Here is a 24,463-nt window from a genome sequence, read left to right as displayed (position 1 = left end):
GCTGGTGAAGCTCGCTGGGGTACGCAACGAGTTGAACTCGTTTCAAACAAGGAGGTCCACATGGATATTGTCATCACAGGGCGCCACACGCAGATAAAGCAAAAGTTCCGCGATGTCGTTGAAAATAAGATGAATCGTGTGACCGCAATAGCGCCTGATGCCCAGCGCGTCCAAGTTGTGCTCACTCATGAAGGAAATCCCCGCCAGGCTGATTCAGCTACTCGCGTTGAGATGACCGTCATTGCTGGTAAGACTGTGGTTCGAGCAGAGGCTTCGAGCGCAGATGAGTTTTCTGCATTCGATAGGGCTCTCGATAAGCTCACCCTTCGCCTGCGTCGCACACGTGACCGTCGCAAGGACCATCGCCGGGGACTCGACCGTGCGCCTCTGCCTCTCGACATTGCCGTTGATCAACTTGAAGAACCTGTCGAGGAGACAAATCCAAGCAATTCCGCTCAACAAGATGCCATGGCTTCAGACTTAGGTCCAGGGCAATCTGTCGAAGTGCAAGTGGGCGATACTCCTATCGTGATTCGACGCAAGCTGCACATCGCAGAGCCCATGAGTATCGATGAAGCACTCTATGAAATGGAACTCATCGGTCATGACTTCTTCCTCTTTGTTAACAGTGAGACAAACAGGCCATCTGTGGTTTACCGCAGGCACGGCTGGTCCTACGGTGTTTTTGAAATCGACACGCCGGACCATATAAAGTAAGCCATGAATTGACCAAGCAGAGCAAACTATCTGTGTAGCTCAATCCAGTAAGAGTGTAGGAGCGGGTGTCCCGAAAATCCGAGGCACCTGCTCTTGCACGTGATGGACTATATACACTCAGGTCTCACTCAGCAAGCAGTAATGCATTCATCAGATCATTGAGTCCTGAAGACTATGCCGCCGAAGCACATGAGTGGCCCAAGACGCGCGCCATTCGTGGCTTGGAATATACGAATTTTACGGTCAAACTGGGCGGCGTTTTGTTCGGGTAAGATGCTATTTTAGAGAAAATCTTGCAGGCCGCGTAATATGGGGAAGGCTTGAGCCTAGCTGGACCCACTGGGCTAGATTTGAGTATTGTTGGGAAGAACCATAGGGAGCGCAACGTGGTAGTAGTCTTGGACAAGATCCTTCGCATGGGTGAGGGGCACCAGCTTCATAAACTGGAGCATGTGGCGAAAGAGACCAATGCTTTGGAGGATCAGATCTCCGCGATGAGCGATGAAGAGCTCAAAGGTCAGACCGCCAAATTCAGAGAACGCCTAGACAAGGGCGAGAAGCTTGACGATTTGATGCCTGAGGCTTTCGCTACGGTGCGTGAGGTGTCTAAGAGGACTTTGGGGCAGCGTCACTTCGACGTGCAGCTCATGGGCGGCGCTGCCCTACATTGGGGCAACATCGCTGAGATGAAGACTGGTGAAGGTAAGACCTTGGTGGCTACCTTGCCGGCTTACTTGAATGCTTTGGAGGGTAAGGGCGTACACGTCATTACCGTCAACGATTACTTGGCCAGCTACCAGAGCGAGCTCATGGGTCGCATTTTCCGTTTCTTGGGTATGAGCGTTGGTTGCATTATCACGGACCAGAAGCCTGCTGAGCGTCGCAAGCAGTATGAAGCTGATGTGACTTACGGTACCAACAATGAGTTTGGCTTCGATTACCTGCGCGATAACATGGCTTGGGACAAGGCCGATTTGGTGCAGCGCGGACACCACTTCGCTGTCGTCGATGAGGTCGATTCAATTCTGATTGATGAGGCCCGTACCCCGTTGATCATCTCTGGTCCTGCTGAGGGCGATGTCACTCGTTGGTACCGTCAGTTCGCTAAGTTAGCTCCCAAGCTGACTCGCGACGAAGACTACGATGTCGACGAGAAAAAGAAGGTTATCGGTATTCTCGACCCCGGTATCACCAAGGTTGAGGATTTCTTAGGCATCGACAACCTCTATGAGCCCAACAACACCTCTCTCATTGGTTACCTCAACAACGCCATCAAGGCCAAGGAACTCTTCTTGAAGGACCGCGATTACGTGGTTCAGGGTGGCGAGGTGCTCATTGTTGATGAACACACCGGTCGTCTGCTGCACGGTCGTCGCTACAACGAGGGTCTCCACCAGGCTATCGAAGCGAAAGAGGGCGTAGAAGTTCAGGCTGAGAACCAGACCTTCGCGACCATCACCTTGCAGAACTACTTCCGCATGTACGACAAGCTTTCGGGCATGACCGGTACGGCCGAGACTGAAGCTGCCGAGTTCATGAACACCTATAAGCTGGGTGTGCTCCCCATTCCTACTAACAAGCCGATGGTTCGCAAGGATCAAGACGACTTGATTTTCCGTACCAAGAAGGAAAAGCTGACTGCAATCGTCAAGGATGTGGCCAAGCGTCACGCTTCCGGCCAGCCAGTGCTCTTGGGCACTGCTTCGGTGGAGTCTTCTGAGGTTGTTTCTTCTTTGCTTGATGTCGCAGGAATTGACCATCAGGTTCTCAACGCCAAGCAGCATGCTAAGGAAGCTGGCGTCGTTGCTGTGGCAGGTCGTAAGGGTGCCGTAACGGTGGCTACCAACATGGCTGGTCGTGGTACCGATATTATGCTCGGCGGTAACGTTGAATTCTTGGCTGACCAAAAGCTCAAAGATCAGGGTTATTCTCCTGACGACACGCCGGAAGATTACGAGCGGCTGTGGCCCGAGACTGTTGAGCAGGTTAAGGAGCAAGTCAAGGACGAGCACGAGGAAGTTGTGGAACTTGGCGGCCTCTATGTCTTGGGTACCGAGCGTCACGAGTCTCGCCGTATTGATAACCAGCTGCGCGGTCGTTCTGGCCGTCAGGGAGATCCGGGCGAGTCCCGCTTCTACCTGAGCTTGGAAGATGACTTGATGCGTTTGTTCAACACACAGCTGGTGGCTCGTGTGCTGTCTAAGGGCATGCCTGAAGGCGAACCCATCGAGTCCAAGTCTGTGTCTAAGGGTGTGCGCAACGCACAGAAGTCGGTCGAATCGCGCAACTACGAGATTCGTAAGAACGTCTTGAAGTACGACGACGTTATGAACAAGCAGCGCAAGGTTATTTATGCCGAGCGTCAGGCCGTGCTCCAAGGCGAAGATATCCGCAGCGATATTGAGCGCTTCCTGCACGATACTATCGAGTCTTATGTTCGTGGTGCCCAAAAGGGTTCTGACAAGCCTGCTGACTGGGATTGGGAAGGCCTATGGACGGCTCTAGACAGCCTCTACAAGATCGGACTTGATCAAGAGGAAGCTCAGGAGTCGGTAAACAAGCTCAAGGGTGATAAGGCTGTGAAAGCTCTGCTTAAGCAGCTCATTGAAGATGCCGATAGCGAGTATCAAGATCGCGAAGACGAGATTGGCGAAGAGCCCATGCGTCAGCTCGAACGACGTGTTGTGCTCTCGGTGCTTGATCAAAAGTGGCGTGAACACCTCTACGAGATGGATTACCTTAAGGATGGTATCGGTCTGCGTGGTATGGGCCAGCGTGACCCGCTCGTTGAGTACCAGCGCGAGGGTTTCCAGATGTACAACTCCATGATTGATGCTATCAAGGAGGAAAGCGTCCAGCTGCTCTTCAACGTTGACCTCGATAAGGTCGTTGAAAGCGACCAAAACATGGACGAAATCGACGACGATCAGGATGCTGAGATTGGTGCTCATGAGGCTGAGGAAGTCAGCTACGAAGCTCCCGAAGATCCAGATACAGTCGACGAGAGTGCTGATGTCGAGGAAGCTGCCGAGAGCCAAGCTCAGGAAGCATCCGAAGATGAGGACGACGAGGCCGGTATCGTAGGCCCCGAACCTATTAGCCATGCCGAGAAGGCTGTTCCTGTGAGCAAGCGCCCAAAGGCTGAGGAGGATCGCACTCCCTGGTCAGACGGCAAGACTTACCCCGGCACTTCTAAGAACGCTCCCTGCCCTTGCGGTTCGGGCAGGAAGTACAAGATGTGCCACGGTCAGAACGAGAAGTAGTCAAGTTCTCTTAGACCGCATATAAACATTAGACCCTGGCGCCATCATCGCCGGGGTCTTTGCTATACCTGAAGTCTTTCCGGCTGGATATGAGCCCAGCAACGCCAATGAGGGTGCATAGGGCGAAAATGGGTCCAAGAATGCCGGGCAGGCGAGGCGCAAACAGGGCCGCTACCAAGCCGATGACCCCAATGAGCGATAAGAGAGCATATAAGACGATTGCGGCGCTAGGGTGGCCCAGCTGAGGGTTTGGTGGCACAAAATCGCTGGCTTGGTCCATCACTTGGTCGGTATCTAGCCAACTAGACGAAAAATCACGGGGTCCGCGGCCTGCTCCCGAACTTGCGGACACGAATGCAGAGTGGTCCAAGTCACTAGCTTTAAGGGCTGCTTTCTTGCTATCTTTTCGGGCCTTGCGCTCGAATCGTTTGGCAGTGTGCGAGGATTCAATATCGCTTAAATCGTCACTATGTGCGCTCACAAATGCTTGCCAAGAGTCATCACTTGAGCTGCCACTGGATTGAGAAGAATCTGCTGAGTGTTGAGGCTTGTCATCGTCGTTGCTATTCTTGTGCTGGGTCATACGTCTAAGAGTAACCGTGGTGGAAGTCATCCGCTACTCGGCTTGGACTGTTACACAAGGGAGGCTCTGTGAACTACCGGTTCTACGTCAAGCTCTTAGGACCACTGGCTCGATTCTGGTTCAAACCGAGCGTGGAAGGGGCGGAGCATATTCCAACTCAGGGGCCGGTCATCATTGCCTCGAACCATCTGGCAGTCATAGACGATGGTCTCTTGCCGCTTGCTAGCCCGCGCATGATTCACTTTATGGCCAAGGATGAATACTTTAACGGCACAGGACTTAAGGGGCGTCTGAAAAAACGGTGGTTCACTTCAGTAGGTGTATTCCCCGTCGACCGTTCTGGCGGTTCTAAGTCTCTGGGAGCCCTCGAAACTGCTCGACAGGTGCTCGACCAGGGCCACGTCTTCGGTATTCATCCGGAAGGTACTCGTAGCCCAGACGGTCGTCTCTATCGTGGTCACACTGGTATGGCCCGCTTAGCATTTGAAACTGGCAGCCCCATTATTCCCACCGCCATCATTGGCACGCGCGAATTGCAGCGGCCGGGTAAAACGATGCCCAGTAAGGGCTCTACTAAGGTCATCTTTGGTCAGCCAATTATGGTGCGCAAAGAGAGCGTGAATCAAATCACCCACGAAGAAATTCGACAGCTGACCGACCAAGTGATGAAAGAAATTCAGCGCATGAGTGGTCAAGAATACGTCGACATCTATGCACAAGTGGTTAAGAAGCGGGTAGCGGCCCAGCAGTAAGGCCGAGTTTAGTTCATCTCAGACAACGGTGAGGGTGATGACAGTTGGTTTGCCATCCTCACCGTGCAGGCGAACTTGTTGACCTGGTGCCGGGCTTTGCAATCGAACAGTGTGCGACAAATCTCCTAGGGGAGCGGAGAGTTTCACATCGAGCCCCAGACTTTTTAAGATCTTGCTAGCTTCGTCTTCATTCTTACCGCGCAGGTCTGGAAGAGTAACCATTTGAGGCCCCTTAGATACGACTGCTTCAACCTGATCGCCCCAGTGGAGCTGGTCTCCTGCCTTGTGGGAGGCTGACATAATCTGCCCGCTAGGAACGGTGTCTGACCACTGTTCGCTTAGGTTGGCTGTCAAGCGGTCCGCGCTGAGAGCGGCGAGGGCGTCTTGCTTACTTTTGCCAACGATGTCGGGCATGCTGACCGGCATCTTGCCCTTGGACAGGGTGAGCGCAATCGGCTCGTTGTGCTTGAGCGTGCTGCCTGGCTCGGGAGTAATGGCGAGAGCTGCGCCGCCGGGCACATCCATCGAATACTGGTCTTTGTCTTCTTGGTGTTGGACGTTATCGAATCCAGCGTTTTTGAGAGCTTCGAGTGGTTGGGCACCAGAAGGGGATTGCGGGTTTAAAATGTCGGCAGGAATGATAGCTGTGCGCACGCCTTGCGAAATAATAAGGTTGACATTGCCGCCGCGTTTGCTGACCTGGGCATCGACCGTACTAGGCTGAGCTGAGATAATGTGCCCCTCGGCAACCGTATCGCTGTAATCCTGTTTGGTCTTGTAGGGAATGCCTGCCACTTTGAGATTCTGCTCATACCGGGCAAAGTCAGCTCCGGTGATAGAGCATGACTGGTTAATTTGGCAGGAGACATCGCCGGGTTTGGGCAGTTTCCAATACGAACCGGGGCCTCGGAAATACCACCAAGCGCCGCCGCCAGCTCCGGCCCCTGCTAGGAGTACCACTACCAGTAAAGCAATGAGCAGACGCTTACGCCAGCGATGAGTGGGCTGTTTGTCGAGTTTGCCCAACTGGTAGACGGCCGCGAGCGGTTCTGTATCTTGAGCGTCGGCGTTTGTGCTTTTTGAAGTTGAATCAGCTGTTTCATATGGCCGAGTAGCTGTCGCCGAGCCTGCATGTTCTGCTGTCGTGGTTGTGCGATCTTGAGCAGCAACTGCATCTGGCTTGCTGGCATCTGAATCCCAACGCTGATTATCTCTCTCTGCGGGGGAGCTGCCCTCGTCAGTGCCGTCTCCAAGCCCAGCAAAGAGGTCTGTAGCGGCCTCTGAGTCAATTTGGTGACGGGAGTCAGTCTGCCGATCTGCGCCCGGCACAGCGGCTACGAGGGTGGGCTTACTGCCATCACTATTGTCTGTTGTAGGATTTGCCCGGAAGCGCCAGGCTTCCAGACTTAAATCGCTTAAATGCGAGTTCAATTCCCGCAGAGCCTCACCTGCGTCGGTAGGGCGGGCTTCAACCGAACGCTCTACTAGGTGCTTTACAAAATCAGATACTTTGGGCTCGATGCCGGGGCACACTTGGCTAAGGGGGGGCACATCTTCGTGGACATGCTTGAAGACTACGGTTACCGGGTTGTCGCTGCGGAAAGGAACCGAGCCGGAAAGCATCTCGTAGGCCACGATTCCCACTGCATATAAGTCGCCTTGAGGCGTGGCTTGATTATTTTCAATCGTTTCAGGCGGCAGGTAGGCAGCAGTGCCCAAGAGCATGCCGGTTGAGGATAGGGTTGACTGAGAAGCCACCCTGGCCAAACCGAAATCGGTGATTTCTACATGGCCGCGATCGTTGATAAGAATGTTTTCAGGCTTAATATCGCGGTGGATGACACCTGCTTCGTGTGCGGAGGCGAGTCCATCTAAGACTTCCGAGATGATGCGGATGGTTTGGCGGACGCTGAAGTTGCCTTGCTCATTCATCTCATGTCGCAGGTTGACTCCATGCACGTATTCCATAACCAAAAAGTCGAGTCCGTCTACTTGGCCGGTGTCATAGACCTGTACGATATGGGGGTTGGCAATCGCAGCAGCCGAGCGGGCCTCCCTGCGAAAACGCTCCTCGAACTGCTCACGGTGGGGGCCTTGGGCCAGCTGAGTATGCATGATTTTAATGGCTACGTGTCGGGCAAGTCTCTGATCGAGTGCCTCATACACTGTAGCCATACCGCCGTCGGCGATTTTGCCTATGATGCGGTATCGGCCATCGATAATCTGACCCTTGTTTGCCTGCGCCGCTTGACTCATAGTCGTAATCGTATGGCCTTCCCGTCGAAAATTGGTGTGTGCAGCCCTATTCTTAGCGAAAAATACACCGGATGAGTGCTGCATACTATCGGTGTTTCGCTCTTGAGCTACCTCGTGTTGCTCTTATGCTACCGCCTGAGCTGGGCAGATTCCTCGTGCTTACGCTTGGGGAAGGATGAGATCACACGCTTGGCTCAGTTTTTCGCGACTGTTGGTGTCCAAATCCAACTGTTGGCAGCTGCTTGTTAGAGCCTCCTGGCTTTGCGCTTTGAGCTCTTGCGCGTATGCGCTAATTGCGTCAATGGCGCCGCAACTTGCAAAAATCTGCCTTACAAAAGTCACTTCGGCCTCGCTCGGATGCCCGGTTTCATAGATAGAGATGAGGCGCTCGCGTTCTTTACCGGAAGTTCTCACGAGGGCTTCGCACAGCAGTAAGGTCCGTTTGCCTTCCCGAATGTCGCCGCCCAGCGGTTTTCCAGTAGTTTCAGGACTACCGGTGACATCGAGCAGGTCGTCGCGCAATTGGTAAGCCAGCCCTAAACTTCTGCCGAGTTTATGTGCAATGCAATTCGCGCTGTGTGGGTCTCGTCCAGCTGCCAGTAATCCCAACTCGATGGGAGCCACGGTCGTATATGAGGCAGTTTTTAGGGCGATGGCAGTGTGGGCAGCTTGGCGCAAAGGCTCAGCGTGGTCAAGCGGTAAAGATTCCATGGTTAAGTCCATAATCTGGCCTTGGTTCACTCGCCCAACCATCCTTGCAAAAGCCTGGCGCATATCTTCGCTGCGCGGCAGGCTAGCCGCGGCCTTGCTGATGGCCTCTGTAGCGCATGCAGCTAGAAGATTGCCCAGTAAGAGCCCTAAGGACTGACCGGCTCTTGCTGCTTGCTGGCTGGCGGTGCCCGTAAGCTCCTGAAAACTACTCGCTAAGGCTATGTGTGCTGAGGGCTGGCTGCGGCGCAAGGGGGCTTCGTCGATGATGTCGTCGTGTATGAGAGCGGAGGTTTGGAAGATTTCAAGGGCGCAAGCCGAGTCGATAAGCGCTGTGGGAAAGGGGACTGCTTCAAGCTCTTGCACGCTGGGCGAACTCGCGGCTTGGTAGCAGGCAAGCAAGAGCAGGGCACGCAGGCGCTTACCCCCTTGGCTGGAATGTGAAGCCTGAGCCTTAACTGCGCGCTCAACGGCTTGTAAGAGCCCTTGCGTGGGGTATGTGCACTGCGCAAAGTAGTTGGCTATTTGCCTATCCATAGCCTGTTCAACGACTTGGCGAGTGGTGGTGTAATCCATAGTGTTGAGCTTATAGGTACGGGTGCACTTTTTGGCTTGGCACAAGGGATCGTCCACATTCGACCACATTGCTTTCACAGCTGGATTTATGAGTGGCTTCTATGCCAAGCTCAAACTACAAGGATAAACGTCTTCGTAAGGATAACTAAGTCAAGGGGCCAGATATGACAGCATCAGACAATCTCAAGCACAAGGAGACAGAGCCAGGCAAGCTGAAAGTCGCAAACACTCAGATGGCGAAACTGTTGGACACCTATCGGATGAATAGGCGTGAGCATGGGGTGTGTGAAGCGGACCGTGAGTGGATGCGCGAGCCCATAAAACTGTGGTGCCATGAGATTACCGGCGGCCAGGAGAGTATTGCTGCCGATAGTTCACCACTGATGGCTATTGCTGTAGGTATGAGTGAGACCTTACCCATTCGCGATGCCATTATTATTTCTATGCTCTGCCCTCGTTCCATGCTGTCATACAAGGACCTTCTCCGCTTGTGCGCCGAGCCGTATGCTCAGGGCAACGTACAGATCTTGTGCCAGTCCATCGATTGCGCCTTTACCGACCCGTCTATGCATCCCGATGTTGAAAGGTGTCGCAATGGCTTAGATTTGCTTGATGTCATGGTTACTGCCATGCCGGATGCTTACCATGAGCAACCGCTCGCGATTATGGGATATATCTCATGGTGGTTGAACCGTGAGGAGGGTTTGGATTATGCGTATCAGGCTTTGCAGTTGAACCCGCAATGCACGCTTGCCTCGATTATTACCACTGCATATCAGCATGGTGTGAAGCCAGCATGGGTGAAAAGAAGCCGACAAAATCAATGAATTTTGCAGAATCGGGAATAATAGTCCGGTTGGAATGGTTCACTGGTGTAGTTGACAATTTGCCCTTGCCATAAGTGCGCCTTTGCGCAAGCGGTCTGGGGCAGGAAGGTTCAGGAGGAATACGTTGGCCACTAAGGACACCAAGTCTGATAAGAGCGAGCAGCTAGAGCAGGATGCGGCCAGCCAAACCCAGTCGAAGTCACAGGGTAGGGGCCGTAAAAGTGCTGCGAGTGCTAAGGCCAAGACCAGCAAGGGCACGAAGGCGAAGAGTGCTACAAAAGCCAGTGCAAGCAGCAAGAAGTCTGCAAAGCCTGTAGATGAACTTGAAGACGAGCAAGTCATTCCTGCCGAAGAAGAGCAGGTTGAAGAAGACGACTTCGACATTGAGGAGTTGAGCCAGGCAGACGGGCCAACTATCGATGTAGACGAAGACGGTGAGCCAATCGACGACGTTGTGGAAGATGACGACGACGAAGATGACGCTCCTGCCGAACCGGTGACACCTCCAGAAGTGAAGGGTGCGTTTGTTGTCTCTGACGCAGACGATGACGAGAACGTTGCTCCTTCTGGCAACCCAAAGCGCCGGGTAGTTACTGCCGGAGCTACCGCGGACCCTGTCAAGGATTACCTTAAGCAGATTGGCCGAGTGTCCCTGCTGAATGCAGAGCAGGAAGTCGATCTTTCTGAGCGCATCGAAGCTGGTCTCTACGCGCAGCACTTGCTCGACGAAGATGGTGAGTCGCTACCCTTCAAGCGTCGCCGTGAGCTCAAATGGGCTGCGAATGACGGCAAAAAAGCTAAGGACCACCTGCTGGAAGCGAACTTGCGTCTGGTGGTTTCTCTCGCTAAGCGTTACACCGGCCGTGGCATGCTCTTCCTTGATTTGATTCAGGAAGGCAACTTGGGTCTGATTCGAGCCGTGGAGAAGTTTGATTACATCAAGGGCTATAAGTTCTCAACTTATGCTACTTGGTGGATTCGTCAGGCCATCACACGCGCAATGGCAGACCAGGCTCGCACGATTCGCGTGCCCGTTCACATGGTCGAAGTCATCAATAAGCTCTCTCGCGTCCAGCGTCAGATGCTCCAAGACTTGGGTCGTGAACCAACTCCAGACGAGTTGGCTCGCGAATTGGACATGCCCGTTGAGAAGGTGCAAGAAGTTCAGAAGTATGGGCGTGAACCTATCTCTTTGCACACCCCTCTGGGTGAGGACGGCGATTCCGAGTTCGGCGATTTGATTGAAGATACCGACGCTATTGCACCGTCCGACGCTGTGGCATTCTCCCTCCTGCAAGAGCAGTTCAAGCAGGTATTGGAGACGCTGAGCCCACGAGAAGCTGGCGTTATCAAGATGCGCTACGGCCTTGAAGACGGCCAGCCCAAGACTCTCGACGACATCGGTCGTGTGTATGGCGTTACCCGCGAACGTATCCGCCAGATTGAATCGAAGACTATGTCGAAGCTGCGCCACCCTTCGCGCTCGCAGACCTTGCGCGACTTCCTCGACCAATGAGCTTGAGGAACTGGTAGTCAAGACAGCGGACTGTAGTAGACACGGCAGTGAGGGATATGGCAAAGGCAGTAAAGACAACGCAAGACGAGTCCTATGGGGCAGATTCGCTTACTGTGCTCGAAGGCTTAGACGCAGTGCGTAAGCGCCCGGGCATGTATATCGGAACAACCGATAGCCAAGGCCTTATGCACTGCTTGTGGGAGATTATCGACAACTCGGTCGACGAGGCTCTGGCTGGTGCATGCAATGACATTACCGTGATTTTGCACGCCGATAATTCCATCGAAGTGCAAGACAACGGCCGCGGCATTCCTGTGGATGTTGAACCCAAGACTGGCTTGACTGGTGTGGAAGTGGTGCTGACTAAGCTCCATGCAGGAGCCAAGTTTGGTAACGCTTCATATAACGCCGTTGGCGGTTTGCACGGTGTCGGTTCTTCCGTTGTCAATGCGCTCAGTTCACGTTTAGATGTGGAAGTTGACCGCGGCGGCAAGACTTATCGGATGGAGTTCCACCAAGGCCATCCTGGAACCTATGAAGATAGTGATCCAGAGCAGCCTTCGCCTACAGCGCCCTTTAAACGCACCCGTAAAGGGCGTCCAACCCAGTTGCGGGTGGTAGGAACAGCGCCAAAGAGCCACACAGGCACTCGTATCCGCTATTGGGCTGACCCTGAGATTTTTAACGAAACTGCTCAGTTTAGCTACGAGCAGTTGATTGACAGAGTACGACAGACAAGCTTCTTAGTGCCCGGTTTAAAAATCACGGTTATCGACGAGCATATTGAGCAAACCGGTGACCCCGACCAAGACCAGTTCTTAGAAGTTGACCATCAGGCAGCAGCAGAGCAGAATACCTTCGGCAATGAGCTGGATGCCGTATCTGCGCTAATCGCTCCTGAGCAGGCTGCTGAGACGGGCGAACTTGCAGACGGAGCTGAAGGCAATGAACTAGCCGAACTAGGTGGTGAGGCTGAGGCCAACCCCCAAGCAGCTGCTTCTGAGGCCCTTTCTTTGAGCGCGAGTAGTGCCGATGTTCAATCTAAGAGCCATAAGCGGGTGGAGGAATTTCTTCATACCGGCGGAGTCGTTGACTTTGTGGATTATCTTTCCAGCGGTGAGCCGGTAAGCGACATCTGGCATATTTCCGGTGAGGAAACATACGAGGAAGAAACCCAGAAGGTGGGGCCCGACGGAGAATTGCACGCGCAAAAAGTGGCGCGAGTGTGCGGTGTTGATATTGCCCTGCGCTGGGTGAACGATTACGACTCGGTCGTGCGTTCCTTCGTCAACGTCGTTGCCACTCCTGGTGGCGGCATGCACGTCGATGGCTTTATGAATGCCATGACCAGACAAGTGCGCAAGGTGGTTGAAGCCAATGCTCGCCGTCTCAAGGTCAACCTGAAGGACCCCCATAGCAAAATTGAACGAGACGATGTGCTCGCTGGCTTAGTTGCGGTGATTACGGTTCGTATTGCTGAGCCTCAGTTCCAAGGCCAGACCAAGGATGTGCTCGGCACAGCCCAAGTGAAGCCCATCGTGACTAAGATGACCGACGACCAGTTTGGGCAGATGATTACCGGTTCCAAGCGCGGTTTCAAAGAGCAGGCCGGTCGGGTCATGGAGAAAATTGTGGGGGAGATGCACGCCCGTGTGCAAGCCCGCAAAACCAAGGAAGTTACTCGCCGTAAGAATGCCTTAGAGTCAGCTTCCATGCCCGCCAAGCTCTCGGATTGCATGCCCGGCAATGATGATGTGGCTGAACTCTTTATCGTGGAGGGCGATTCGGCACTCGGCACGGCTAAGGCTGCCCGTAACTCGGCCTTCCAAGCGCTCTTGCCCATTCGCGGTAAGATTTTGAATGTACAGAAAGCTTCAATTTCTCAGATTTTAGGCAACAAAGAGTGCGCTTCCATCATTCAGGTGGTGGGTGCTGGCTCAGGTGCCAACTTCGACATTAGCCAGTCTCGCTACAACAAGGTCGTTATGATGACCGATGCAGATGTTGACGGGGCTCATATTCGTATCCTCTTGCTCACCCTCTTCTACCGCTACATGCGGCCCTTAATCGAAGAAGGCCATGTCTATGCGGCTGTGCCTCCGCTTCATCGCATATCCCTAACGGGCAAGCGCAAAGGCGAGTATATCTACACCTATTCAGACGACGAGTTAGAAGGCAAGCTCGCAGACTTAGGCAAGCAAGGCATCACCTTCAACGAAGATATTCAGCGCTACAAGGGTTTGGGTGAGATGGATGCCGATCAGCTGGCAGACACCACGATGGATCCACGTACCCGTATGCTGCGCAGAATTCGGATGGAAGATGCCGAAGAAGCAGCGCGCGTTTTCCCCCTGCTCATGGGTGACGACGTGCCGCCCCGTAAACAGTTTATTGTCGAGAATGCAGACGATTTCGATCGTTCAAAGATTGATACCTGATGGTGTTTGCCCCAATTCAATGGGTTGCCTGTCTCGAAGAGCCAAGGATACAACTTCCTTGGCTCTTCTTGTATTGCAGTTGTGGTTCAGTGAGTGCTAGGCAGTTTTATAATCAGCCTTGTAAGAGTCTCGAATGCTGCAGGGCATTAAAAGGTACGAAGTCACCGTATCTCCTTTGCCGGTGGGCATTTTGCAGCTTATAGTGTGCCCTCAACGCTTAGTCAGACTGTTCCAACGTCAATAGGGCATACTGTGAGTTATGGCCTATTGACGCAGACGTATTGGTTACTTAGGCTACGAAAGCAATGGATGCTGCTAAATCTTGGCCCGAGGCATCTCGACGCATGTCGACTTCTGGAAGGTCTACTGGGTGTCCAGATGCGGTTGAAGCATGGAGAGGCCAAGGCCCAACACAGGCCGCAATGAGCTTGTTCTGCCCCTTTAAGAACCGCTGAGAGCGTACTCCGCCAGTGCCACGCCCCTTGGCAGGATACATCTGTAGGGGAGTGACTTTGGCAGCACCGTTTTCGGTTCCGGGCAGGGCATCAGCATCGCCTGCCACAGTGAGCACCACTGCGCCCGACTGACTGGTCAGCCCGTTCTCGCCCTCGGTATAGGTCCAAGCCAACTGATTGCGAGGTACAACCGCGAAGGCCACCACCTGCTCGCCCTCTGCCAGTCGTATGCCAGTCATACCAGCTGAATTGCGCCCCTGAGGTCGCACCTTGTTGGCTTCATAATTGAGTAGACTCGAGTCAGAGGAGATAAATACCAAGCTGCTATCGTCTGCTGCTGGAGCTGCGAATACTACCTGATCATTGGCCTCTAGGTCAATGACATTCCAAGAATCCATAGTTGTGGGAGACTGTCGATTCCAACGCTTGACCACGCCCCGCCGGGTTCCTAGAGCTAGGGGAGTTTCATCAGAAAGATCTACTGCCGCGATCGTCCGTTCACCAGCAACTGGTTCTGTTGATTGCGTCATGCCTAGCAGTTCGTCGGCTGCCACGCCACCGCTCAAACTGAGTGAAGTGGTCAAGGGCAGCTGAGGCAAATCTGCGACCGCTGCCGTTACTAAACGTCCAGCTGAAGTGATGAGAGCGTATGACGCTAGGGTGTGGGTGGCGAAGATAGAGACGATTTGGTCGTCTGCTGCCCGTCCGTCTGCTGCTGACCGGCTCAGCCACATGTCGAGTGCACCTTCGCTCGAACGCGCAATCAAACCAGAAGCGCTCATTAAGACCGTGCAAGGATCATCTTGCATTTGTAAGCTTGAGGCATCTGCTCCCTGAGTCGATTTGGCAGCCGAAGCACCTGCTGCTAGTCCCAAACTCGTTACGGCAGCAGCTGCCTTGCTCTCGCTACTTCCATCACTTTGCACCGTTACCGGAGCCAAGTCACCAGAAGGTTCGGCGTCAAGAATTACTGTACGTCGTGGTGTTCCGTAAGCAGCCGCAGCCTCTTCCATCTCTTCAACAACGACTTTATCAAGCTGGGCAGGCGAGCTTAAAATCAGTTCAAGGGCTTCGAGCTGGCGCTTCAAATCATCTCGCTCGCCTTCAAGCTCAATACGGCTCATCTTGGTCAGTCGACGCAAACGCAATTCCAAGATGTACTTGGCTTGAATGTCGTCGAGGTCAAAGACTGCCATTAAACGGGTTTTGGCGCTGTCAGCATCATCAGACGTGCGAATCACTTGGATAACTTCGTCGATGTCGAGCATGGCCAGCAAGAGGCCCTCAACCAAGTGAAGACGCTCTTGAGCCTTGCGCTTACGGAAGCGGCTGCGGCGCTCGATAACTTGCCGACGATGAGCAATCCATACGTCTAAGAGCTCCCTAAGTCCCATAGTGTGAGGACGGCCACCCACTAGTGCTACGTTGTTGATGGTGAAGGAATCTTCCAAAGGCGTGTATTTAAAGAGCTGAGCAAGCACCTTCGCAGGGTCGAATCCAGACTTGAGCTCGATAACCAAACGGGTACCGTTGTGACGGTCTGTTAAGTCAATTGCTCCCGAGATGCCCTCGATGCGGTGGTTTTTCACTCCCTCGGAAATGCGTTCCAAAACTCGTTCAGGTCCTACCATGAAGGGCAGTTCGGTGACGACGATGGCTTTTTTGCGGGCAGTGACGTTTTCAATGTGGGTAAGGGAACGAGTCACGAAGGCGCCACGCCCTGATTCATAGGCCTTACGGATGCCCTCTCGCCCCACAATAATACCGCCGCCGGGCAGGTCCGGGCCGGGTACGTAAGTCATTAAATCGTCAAGAGAAGCATCGGGGTGAGCCATCACATACTTGGCTGCGTTCACCACTTCGCCCACGTTGTGGGTAATCATATTGGTGGCCATACCAACGGCGATACCCGAGGAGCCATTAACTAGCAAATTCGGGATGGCTGCGGGCAAAACGGTGGGCTCTTTGAGCTTGTTGTCGTAGTTAGGAGTGAAGTCAACCGTGTCTTCATCGATGTTGGCATTCATACCCAAGGCGGAGGGAGCCAAACGGGCCTCGGTATATCGCGAAGCTGCCGGGCCGTCGTCTAAGGAACCAAAATTGCCGTGGCCATCAACTAGGGGAAGGCGCATGGCGAACGGCTGGGCTAAGCGCACCATAGCTTCATAAATAGAAGAATCGCCGTGGGGGTGGAGTTTACCCATTACTTCGCCCACTGCGCGAGCAGACTTCATATAGGGCCGGTCAGGAGTGAGGTTCATTTGGCCCATTTGGTAAATAATGCGCCTCTGTACTGGTTTGAGACCATCACGAGCATCGGGCAAAGCGCGGGCATAAATGACAGAATAAGCGTATTCTAAGAAGGATTTGCTCATCTCCTCGCCCAAGGGCGTTTCGACAATATGTTCCTTGATTTCACGCATGTCGTAGCCTGGATTGCTTTTGCGATGTCCCGCCATGTATTCTCCTTCTCGCGCCTCGTGACTATGATAGCGGCAGCCCGGCCCAAGACCAGTGATAAGGCTTACTGCGTGCGGCTTTGAGCTGGGAGCAACCTAGGTCGTGCTTGAATAGGGGTATGGATGATTTTCCCAGTATGAGTGAATTGACTGCTCTAGCGCCAGATAGCAGCTACGGTGACGATACTAGTGCCAGATCTCGGGGGCAGGCCTTCCACCTTTCGTCGGTGCTGCCTGCCATAAGTAGTGCCATCGGGCATCCCATATCGACTGCCGTCCATGCAAAACCGCAGCAATTGCAGGCGGCCTTGGGCTTTCCAGACGCCCGCTCAGCCATTGTGGTTGTTGTCGACGGACTAGGTTTTTGGAACTTGCGTCTGCGCTTGGGCCATACACCATACTTGCGTTCGCTGCTCTCAGACGAAGCCAACAACCGACCTATCACTACCTGCCTGCCTTCCACAACCACGGCAGCTATGGGTGTCTTCGGTACGGGTTGCTGCCCGGGCTTGACAGGTATGGCTGGATACACTCAGCGCAACGTACAGACCGGGGCTTTAGCCCAGCTCATACAGTTTAGAGATGCTCCGGAGCCAGAGGATTTGCAGCGCCAGCCGACGGTATTTCAATCCTTAGCTGAGCAAGAGGTAAGAGTCACGTCTTCGGGTTTACCCAAGTTTGCCTATTCAGGGCTCACTAGGGCTGCTCTGCGTGGCACAGATTACATATCGCATACGCATTCAAGGTCCAGGGTATTGGCTGCCGCCAAGGCGGCTCGAGAACCAGGATTAACTTACTTGTACATTCGCGATATCGACAAGGTTGGGCACGCCCTCGGCTGGGAGAGCGAAGAGTGGGTCGCTGCCCTGGAACAGGCTGATGCTCAGCTAGCGTCGCTCAAGCGAGAATCGCCGAAGGGAACCTTGATTGTTATTGTTGCCGATCACGGCATGGTAAGCGCTAATCCGAAGTCTCGGTTTGACTTAGCTGACCACCCACATCTACAAGAGGGTATTAGTTTGGTGGGAGGTGAACCGCGTCAGGTAATGTTGTACTTGCAAGAAGGTGCAGACCCGAATCAAGTGGCCCAGCGTTGGCAAGAGGCTTTGGGGGAGAGCGCCGTAATTCGAACCCGTGAGCAGGCGATACAAGAAGGCCTGTTCGGGCCCGTTGACCCTCGGTTGCGCAACGTGTTTGGTGATGTCATGATTAGTTCGCTGGGAGGAGCGACCGTGGTTGATTCGCGTACCCAGGCAGACCTTGCAACCCGTCTGCCGGGAGTGCACGGGTCTCAAACATACTTGGAAACCGATATCCCCTGCTTGGTGGATGTAGCATGAAAGAGGGGCTGGCAGTCAACCTGCCAGCCCCTCCATCGCACCTGCTTATTCGCCGAAGAGAATTTCGTCCCATGATGGAACGGCTGATCGGCCCGCACGTTTATGGGGCCCGCCTTGTTCCTTGGGCTGTTTGGTGTCTTTATTGTCTATAGATGGTTCGTCTGCCGGTGTGCTAGGTTCGTTCGATCGCGCTTGCTGCTGAGGCTGTTGGTCTGCTGGGACCGTCGCACTTGATGTACTTGCGGCCTGCCTAGCCTGCTTCAGCGGGGTAGATGGCACCTTGCTCGGTTCTGTGGCTGGAGCAGGGCTATTCACCTTTGGCTGTTGCGCAGGGGAAGTTTTGGGGCTACTTGTTGATGTCCGGGTCGGTTTGCTTTCAGGCTGAGCCGTTTTACCAGGGGTTTTGTTAGTTTGAGACTTTGAACGTTTGCTCCCATACATCCAAGCTGTGAGTGGATTAGGCGCGTGAGAGTCAGCTTCCGGCTCTTCGTGTTCGGGCGTATCTTGGGCTTGGGTAGGTTCGCTCGTTTGTGAGGCGTTGTCAGGTTCAGCTGCTTCGACTGGTGTTTGGACAAGCGAAGGTGGAGGTACCGGATAGTCTTCGGCATCTTGCTTTGAGCTGCTGGTCTGACCATCTTGTGGTTGAGGTTCGACCACAACTGGAGCAATTGCTGGTGCATCTAAATCTTGATGCACTGCTGCTGGGGTTAAGCCGGGAACTTGGTCGTTTGTTCCCTGTATTTCCACACTCGGCGCGGCTGGCAGTGTGGAGATTTCTACAGTTGGAGCCGTGGTGGTAGGGTGCTCGTTGCTAATCTCGCTTGCTTGCTCTTCCACGAAGTCATGCTCGACCAATTGCTCCTCTGAACTCAGTTCGTCATACTGGGCAGAGGATTCTTGGACAGCCACTTCTTGGGGTTCTTCTACCGAAGTAATGAAACTGATAGAGCCTTCGAGCAACTCTCTAGCTGGCGTGTTTAAACAAGTGATAGTGTTTTCTTTCATGTTCCAAGTCCAGTCAGCCTGCACGGCGTGTCCTGAGGCCTGGAAAGAAGCACGAATTTTCCACGGACTGTGGTTTCGGCGTGTCGCGCTCCACGTGATGGCGCTCATACTTACATCTACTGCCTCTAAAGCCCGGTTTATGGCCTCTTCATTGGAGTAACCCGAGCCTCGTTTGGGAGCAGACATCGAAAGAAATTGCTCAATGGCATACTTTTTTTCAGTTTCAATAGGAGTGGCGAAACGCCGAACGATGGCTTCGTTCACAGCGAATTCTTTCGCCACCTGTTCAGTCGATTCGCCGGCACGAACAGCAGCTTGAATAGCAGAAATTGGCAGTGCCGAACTTGCCTGAGGAATGGGTGTTCCATGCTCTTCTTCAAGTATCTGCCGAGCCTCAAGAATGGCGTGATCTAGCGTATTATCGAGGCTCACGGCGAAGAGTGTAAGGCCACAGGCAAACACTAAATCGCCCTGATCACTGACGTGATCGAAGCGGGCTTTTGCAATCTCTTCTAGAGGCATCCCAGCACCTTCTCTTCCTCGGATACAGACCTTTACTTCTTATTGTGCCCTATACGTGGTATTTTACGAGCATTATAAATCGTGTATTCTATCCGCAGTAGATTCGTGTATCCTATGAGCGGCACTAGGGGCCGCGGACAGTGTAGACACGAGAGTGAAAGGACGTACGATGGCACAAGACTATGATTCCCCGCGTGATAAGGACGAGGATGAGGCCTCCATCGAAGAATTAGGTAAAAAAAGTCAGGAAGCTCCCACTGACATCGACGATGACGAGAACGCCATTGCCGAAGATTACGAGCTGCCCGGCGCAGATTTAAGCAATGAGGATGCTTCAATCACGGTTATTCCAATGCAGGGAGACGAGTTTATTTGCTCCGTCTGCTTCTTGGTTAAGCATCGTTCTCAGCTGGCATACATGAGCGAAGATGGACAGCCCGTATGCAAGGAGTGCGCTGCCTGATGGCTTACGACGAGGCATACAACGAGCCGGAAACTATCGAAGTGCTAGTCAAAGCCATTCATGGCGATGACGAAAGCGGTATCGATAAGCAGGAACTTGAGCAGCCGTATTTGCGTTATGCCTTGGAAGGGGATGCGGGTGCTGATTTGCGCACCCGAGTCTCCTTCACCCTAGCCCCATTTGAGCGCGCTTTGGTGCCTACCGGCATCGCTGTGGCTCTACCAGCAGGGTATGTGGCACTGGTACACCCTCGCTCGGGTTTGGCTGTTAAACAGGGCGTCACAGTCCTCAATGCGCCCGGTACGGTAGACGCAGGCTATCGTGGTGAGATTCAGGTACCTCTCATAAATTTGGATTCAGAGCACAGTGTGAGATTTGAGGCAGGGGATCGAATAGCTCAACTGGTGATTCAGCGCTATGCGCAGGCGCGCTTTGTTGCGGCGACACGGTTGCCAGATTCTCAGCGTAGCTCTCGGGGGTTTGGCTCCACTGGTTTGTAAATAGAGCACAGCTTATCTGGGCGCAACTGGTCAGCAGTTGCGCCCAGCTCGTGTAGGATAGTTGCATTACCGGGTCGAGAGGAGTGACATGGTCGCTATGGAAGGCAGAGTCTGCGACAACGATGTCAACAAAGACGGGCCAACAGGCTTCTCTTCGCGTGCCTTAGGTTGTGAAATCTCCGACGACCCCCTTAATCCTTTGCAGCCCATCGCACAAGTGTGTCGGGCCCACCATCCTCATGCCGATTTGTCCATGTTGCCTCTGGCCTACGAACGAGCTGTTTTGCAACATGCGAGTCAACGGCGTAAATCTGGCGAGCCTTATATTATTCACCCGCTCGCAGTGGCCCAGATTTTGGCTGATTTGGGTATGGGACCAACGGTCGTCTCAGCAGGACTGCTCCATGACACGGTCGAAGATACGGATTACACCCTCGAAGAGTGTAGAGAAGAATTTGGCGACACGGTTGCCGGGCTTGTAGATGGTGTCACCAAGATTTCAAAGATGGACTATGGTGATTTGGCCCAAGCTGAGACTATCCGCAAGATGGTGGTGGCTATGAGCCGAGATGTGCGGGTGCTGGTAGTGAAGCTGGCCGATCGCGTTCATAACGCTCGTACTTGGCGCTACGTTAAGCCCTCCTCGGCTCAGCGTAAGGCCCGTGAAACGCTCGATGTATATGCCCCCCTGGCTAATCGGTTGGGTATGAATGCCATCAAGACAGAGCTGGAAGAGCTTAGCTTTAAGACGCTCTATCCTAAGATTTACAACGAAATCGTGGTTCTGGTCTCTAGGCGTGCAGGTCAGCGCGATGTCTATTTGAAGCAGATTTTAGACGACATTCATCTCGATTTGGATTTGCAGGGAGTGAAGGCTGCGGTAACTGGCAGACCTAAGGATTACTTCTCCATCTACCAAAAGATGATTGTGCGCGGGCACGATTTTGAGAGTATTTACGATCTGATGGGCGTACGCATTATCGTCGACTCCATCAGGGATTGTTACGCGGCTTTAGGTGCGGTTCATGCCCGTTGGAGCCCCGTTCCCGGGCGTTTCAAAGATTACATTGCTATGCCTAAATTGAACATGTACCAGTCCTTGCATACGACGGTCGTGGGCCCCGGCGGCAAACCAGTCGAGATTCAAATTCGTACTTGGGAAATGCACCGCAGGGCAGAATTTGGCATCGCGGCCCACTGGAAATACAAAGAAAATGGCCAGGCAGGCCGTGATTTGTCTTCTCCAGATAAGAGCGATGTACACCGCGAGCAGACTGAGCAGTCCGAGCTTTCTGAAGCCGACAATTTAAAGTGGATTCAACAGCTGGCCGATTGGACCAGTGAAACCCCTGATTCCAATGAGTTTTTAGGTTCTCTCAAAGATGATTTGGGAGCTGCTGAAGTCTATGTCTTTACGCCCAAAGGCAAAATCGTATCCTTGCCTGCCGAGGCAACCCCTGTTGATTTCGCTTATGCGGTTCACACGGAAGTGGGTCATCGTACGATGGGGGCACGTGTCAACGGCCGGCTAGTACCCTTAGACACTAAGTTGGAGAACGGCGACACTGTAGAAGTCTTAACGTCAAAGTCCGATACAGATGGTCCTTCGCGAGACTGGTTAAGTTTTGTAAAATCTCCTCGGGCTCGCAATAAGATCCGTCAGTGGTTCAGTAAAGAACGGCGTTCGGAGACCATCGAGGAAGGCCGCGATGAGCTGACCCGTGCCATGCGCAAGCGTAATTTGCCGGTCTCAACACTCATGACACCTGAGTCTATGGTGGGTGTGGCAGAAGAACTTAACTATCCCAACGTTGAATCGGTATACGCTGCTATTGGTGACGGACAGATCTCTACTCAAAATGTTATTTCTCGCTTGGTGCACGATGTAGGGCGCTCAGCAGTAGAAGACGAAGTTGAGCAGGAAGCCTTGCCCTTAAGTCAGGTCAGCCATACCCACTCGGTCTCATCTTCCCAAGGTATCTCTGTTAAGGGTGTCGACGATGTCTGGGTCAAGCTGGCCCGCTGCTGCACGCCAGTTCCGGGAGACCAGATTGTAGGGTTCATTACCCGTAACCAAGGCGTTTCCGTGCATCGATCCGATTGCCAGAACTTGTTAGACTTGCAAAAGCATCATCCTGAGCGCATCGTCGATGTGCAGTGGTCCAGCAACCAAGGCACTTTCATGGTCAAGATTCAGGTGGAAGCGCTCGATAGGGCACACCTGCTTTCGGACATTACCCAAGTACTGGCAGATCACGGTGTGAATATTCTCTCCGGCGCTCAGAGCACCGGTCGTGACCGGGTGGCGGTCAACCAGTTCGTCTTTGAGATGGCAGACCCTCAGCATTTGAATACCTTGCTTTCGGCCGTGCGTAAGATTGATGGCGTGTTCGATGCTTACCGCATCACTGGAGCCAAGGATTCTGCTTCATCGCGTATGCGCAAGGTGTGATTCAATGCGGTACAGGTAAGCGCAGTTGCCGCTCGCATATCGTACGAATAAGGGGCTTGCCTAGTTCTCGCTAGGCAAGCCCCTTATCTTATTAAGCTCGGCAGAAGTAATCTGCCTGCGCACGTGCTACTGAATAGCCTTAAGCCACTGTTCCTTGGTGGCCTTCTCGGCTTCCAAAGTACGCTTCTTATCTGGATCAGACTCCTGGGCAATCTGCTCGTTGAGTTCAGTTAGCTGAGATTCAAGCTGGGTTTCAAAGCTGGACTTGCGAGCATCGGCTTCGGGGTCAGACTTCTTCCAAGCAGCATCTTCAACTGCCTTGATTTGGCGGTCTACTGCATCGAGACGGCCTTCAATGCGGCGCATCTCAGTACGTGGCACGTAGCCGATCTGATCCCACTCTTCTTGAATCTTCGCAAGAGCTTGGCGGGCCTGCTTGGCAGCGGCTTCGTCGTTGACCGGTATCAGAGCTTCAGCCTTAACGACCAAGGCTTCCTTGAGCTTGAGATTTTCCTGCTCGTCGGAAGAGGTCTTATCGCGGTCGGCTTGGCGGGCGTTGAAGAAGGCATCAGCAGCCTGGCGGAACTGACCCCACAGGCTCTCGTCTTCGTTGTGCCCGGCGCGACCAGCAGCCTTCCAGCGGTCCATGAGCTGGTTGAACTCATGAGAGGTGTCGGCCCAGTCAGTTGAGTCTTTCAACTCGTTGGCGCGGCTGATAATATCTTGCTTAATCTGCTTGGCCTGTGAGCGAGTCTCATCGCGCTCCTGAGCCCACTTGCGGCGGGACTGGTTGAAGCTTGAACGAGCCGTCGAGAAGCGCTTCCAGAGTTCGTCGGCGTGCTTCTTATCGATACGAATGTTGGTGCGCTGGTGCTCCTGCCACTGCTCGAAGAGGGCGCGGAACTTGTCAGCAGTCTGCCTCCAGTTGGTTTGGTCTCCCAGGCTAGCCACAATGGATTCGGCTTCGTTCACAATCGCAGTGCGCTCTTCGATAGCCTTTGCCATAGCAGCCTTGCGCTCTTCGCTCAGCTGGGCCTTCTTGGCTTCGCCTTCACTCTTCAGCTCTTCCAACTGGGCGCGCAGAGCGGAAATGTCTCCAACGACTGCGGGTTCTTTGGTTTCTTCTCCGAGGCTTTGTAATGATTCATCAATTTCGCGAGCCTTGATGTTTGCTGCCTTCAGCCTAGTGGCGAAGAGGTTGAGTTTTTCTTTCAAGTCGAGATAGCGGCGGGCATACAAATTAAGAGCTTCACCAGTATTGGCAGCATCAGGGAATTGACCTACTTCGCGCTCCTGCTCACCGTCGCGCACATAAACCGAACCTTGTTCGTCGACGCGCCCGAAACTTTCAGCAGCTTTTAGATCGGTAGCACTATAGGTCGAGGCTGCGGGAGCCGCTGGGATATGAGCAGTCTTGTTGGCCAAGGCGGCAGGGGAGGGGGTGCCTGGTTTAGGCGCTGCTGCCGGCTGTGCTTGTGGCGCAGCAGACTGTTCGTTGGGTACAGGGGTATTCTCGGATGTGGTGGCAGTCTCGTCGGCCATGGCCAGCTCCTTTAGCTCGTGAGGTAGAGGCAGGGGAAAGTGCCGCACACGTGCTCCACTTCTCCCTAACATCTTCTATTATAGGTAAT

16 protein-coding genes are annotated in these 24,463 nt (G+C 53.6%); 10 read left to right on the top strand and 6 right to left on the bottom strand.

Annotated elements, in window-relative coordinates:
• Positions 1-60 precede the first annotated feature (60 nt).
• Both hpf and secA read left to right on the top strand, forming a co-directional pair.
• Entirely contained in the window at positions 61-717 is a 657-nt protein-coding gene (gene hpf, locus R8377_RS04535; RefSeq protein ID WP_317642307.1) for a ribosome hibernation-promoting factor, HPF/YfiA family, read from the top strand.
• Between the two features lie 386 nt (positions 718-1,103).
• Positions 1,104-3,980 (top strand): preprotein translocase subunit SecA, encoded by a 2,877-nt coding sequence (gene secA / locus R8377_RS04530; RefSeq protein WP_317642306.1) that lies wholly within the window; start codon positions 1,104-1,106, stop codon positions 3,978-3,980.
• A 28-nt stretch (positions 3,981-4,008) separates the two neighbouring features.
• Here the strand turns inward: secA and R8377_RS04525 are convergent, their stop codons facing one another.
• Positions 4,009-4,593 (bottom strand): hypothetical protein, encoded by a 585-nt coding sequence (locus tag R8377_RS04525; RefSeq protein ID WP_317642305.1) that lies wholly within the window; start codon positions 4,591-4,593, stop codon positions 4,009-4,011.
• Between the two features lie 38 nt (positions 4,594-4,631).
• Here R8377_RS04525 and R8377_RS04520 point away from each other — a divergent pair, with 38 nt between their 5' ends.
• Positions 4,632-5,315: a lysophospholipid acyltransferase family protein gene (locus R8377_RS04520; RefSeq protein WP_317642304.1), complete on the top strand. Its 684-nt coding sequence runs from the start codon at positions 4,632-4,634 to the stop codon at positions 5,313-5,315.
• Positions 5,316-5,333: 18 nt separating this feature from the next.
• Here the strand turns inward: R8377_RS04520 and R8377_RS04515 are convergent, their stop codons facing one another.
• Both R8377_RS04515 and R8377_RS04510 read right to left on the bottom strand, forming a co-directional pair.
• Positions 5,334-7,571 carry a Stk1 family PASTA domain-containing Ser/Thr kinase gene (locus R8377_RS04515; RefSeq protein ID WP_317642303.1) on the bottom strand — a complete coding sequence of 746 codons (2,238 nt, stop codon included), beginning with the start codon at positions 7,569-7,571 and terminating at the stop codon, positions 5,334-5,336.
• 159 nt (positions 7,572-7,730) lie between these two features.
• Positions 7,731-8,912 (bottom strand): polyprenyl synthetase family protein, encoded by a 1,182-nt coding sequence (locus R8377_RS04510; RefSeq protein ID WP_317642302.1) that lies wholly within the window; start codon positions 8,910-8,912, stop codon positions 7,731-7,733.
• Positions 8,913-9,019: 107 nt separating this feature from the next.
• Between R8377_RS04510 and R8377_RS04505 the strand changes: the two genes are divergently transcribed.
• The 3 genes from R8377_RS04505 (at position 9,020) to R8377_RS04495 (ending at position 13,636) form a co-directional block, all read left to right on the top strand.
• On the top strand, positions 9,020-9,682 hold the full coding sequence (locus R8377_RS04505) for a hypothetical protein (RefSeq protein ID WP_317642301.1): 663 nt from the start codon (positions 9,020-9,022) through the stop codon (positions 9,680-9,682).
• Positions 9,683-9,806: 124 nt separating this feature from the next.
• A complete protein-coding gene (locus R8377_RS04500) occupies positions 9,807-11,198 on the top strand; it encodes an RNA polymerase sigma factor (RefSeq protein ID WP_317642300.1) in 1,392 nt (463 codons plus the stop codon).
• Between the two features lie 56 nt (positions 11,199-11,254).
• A complete protein-coding gene (locus R8377_RS04495) occupies positions 11,255-13,636 on the top strand; it encodes a DNA gyrase/topoisomerase IV subunit B (protein ID WP_317642299.1) in 2,382 nt (793 codons plus the stop codon).
• Between the two features lie 289 nt (positions 13,637-13,925).
• Here R8377_RS04495 and R8377_RS04490 read toward each other — a convergent pair whose 3' ends face one another.
• Positions 13,926-16,550 carry a DNA gyrase/topoisomerase IV subunit A gene (locus tag R8377_RS04490; protein ID WP_317642298.1) on the bottom strand — a complete coding sequence of 875 codons (2,625 nt, stop codon included), beginning with the start codon at positions 16,548-16,550 and terminating at the stop codon, positions 13,926-13,928.
• A 119-nt stretch (positions 16,551-16,669) separates the two neighbouring features.
• On the opposite strand from R8377_RS04490, the gene R8377_RS04485 reads away from it, so the two are divergent.
• Entirely contained in the window at positions 16,670-17,890 is a 1,221-nt protein-coding gene (locus R8377_RS04485; RefSeq protein WP_317642297.1) for an alkaline phosphatase family protein, read from the top strand.
• A 45-nt stretch (positions 17,891-17,935) separates the two neighbouring features.
• On the opposite strand, the gene sepH is transcribed toward R8377_RS04485, so the two are convergent.
• Positions 17,936-19,417, bottom strand: a complete 1,482-nt coding sequence (gene sepH / locus R8377_RS04480) for a septation protein SepH (RefSeq protein ID WP_317642296.1) — start codon at positions 19,415-19,417, stop codon at positions 17,936-17,938.
• Between the two features lie 169 nt (positions 19,418-19,586).
• Here sepH and R8377_RS04475 point away from each other — a divergent pair, with 169 nt between their 5' ends.
• The 3 genes from R8377_RS04475 (at position 19,587) to R8377_RS04465 (ending at position 22,832) form a co-directional block, all read left to right on the top strand.
• Positions 19,587-19,880, top strand: a complete 294-nt coding sequence (locus R8377_RS04475; RefSeq protein ID WP_317642295.1) for a DUF4193 domain-containing protein — start codon at positions 19,587-19,589, stop codon at positions 19,878-19,880.
• Positions 19,880-20,380 (top strand): dUTP diphosphatase, encoded by a 501-nt coding sequence (gene dut / locus R8377_RS04470; protein WP_317642294.1) that lies wholly within the window; start codon positions 19,880-19,882, stop codon positions 20,378-20,380. Before R8377_RS04475 ends, dut begins: the two co-directional genes overlap by 1 nt.
• Positions 20,381-20,477: 97 nt before the next feature.
• Positions 20,478-22,832, top strand: a complete 2,355-nt coding sequence (locus R8377_RS04465; protein ID WP_317643706.1) for a RelA/SpoT family protein — start codon at positions 20,478-20,480, stop codon at positions 22,830-22,832.
• Positions 22,833-22,958: 126 nt separating this feature from the next.
• On the opposite strand, the gene R8377_RS04460 is transcribed toward R8377_RS04465, so the two are convergent.
• Positions 22,959-24,374, bottom strand: a complete 1,416-nt coding sequence (locus tag R8377_RS04460) for a DUF349 domain-containing protein (protein WP_317642293.1) — start codon at positions 24,372-24,374, stop codon at positions 22,959-22,961.
• Positions 24,375-24,463: the final 89 nt, after the last annotated feature.

The sequence above is a fragment of the Bombiscardovia apis genome (genome assembly GCF_033095945.1).
Taxonomy (GTDB): Bacteria; Actinomycetota; Actinomycetes; order Actinomycetales; family Bifidobacteriaceae; genus Bombiscardovia; species Bombiscardovia apis.
The sequence above is the reverse complement of the archived record's forward strand: the minus strand, read 5'-3'. Positions and strand labels throughout refer to the sequence as shown.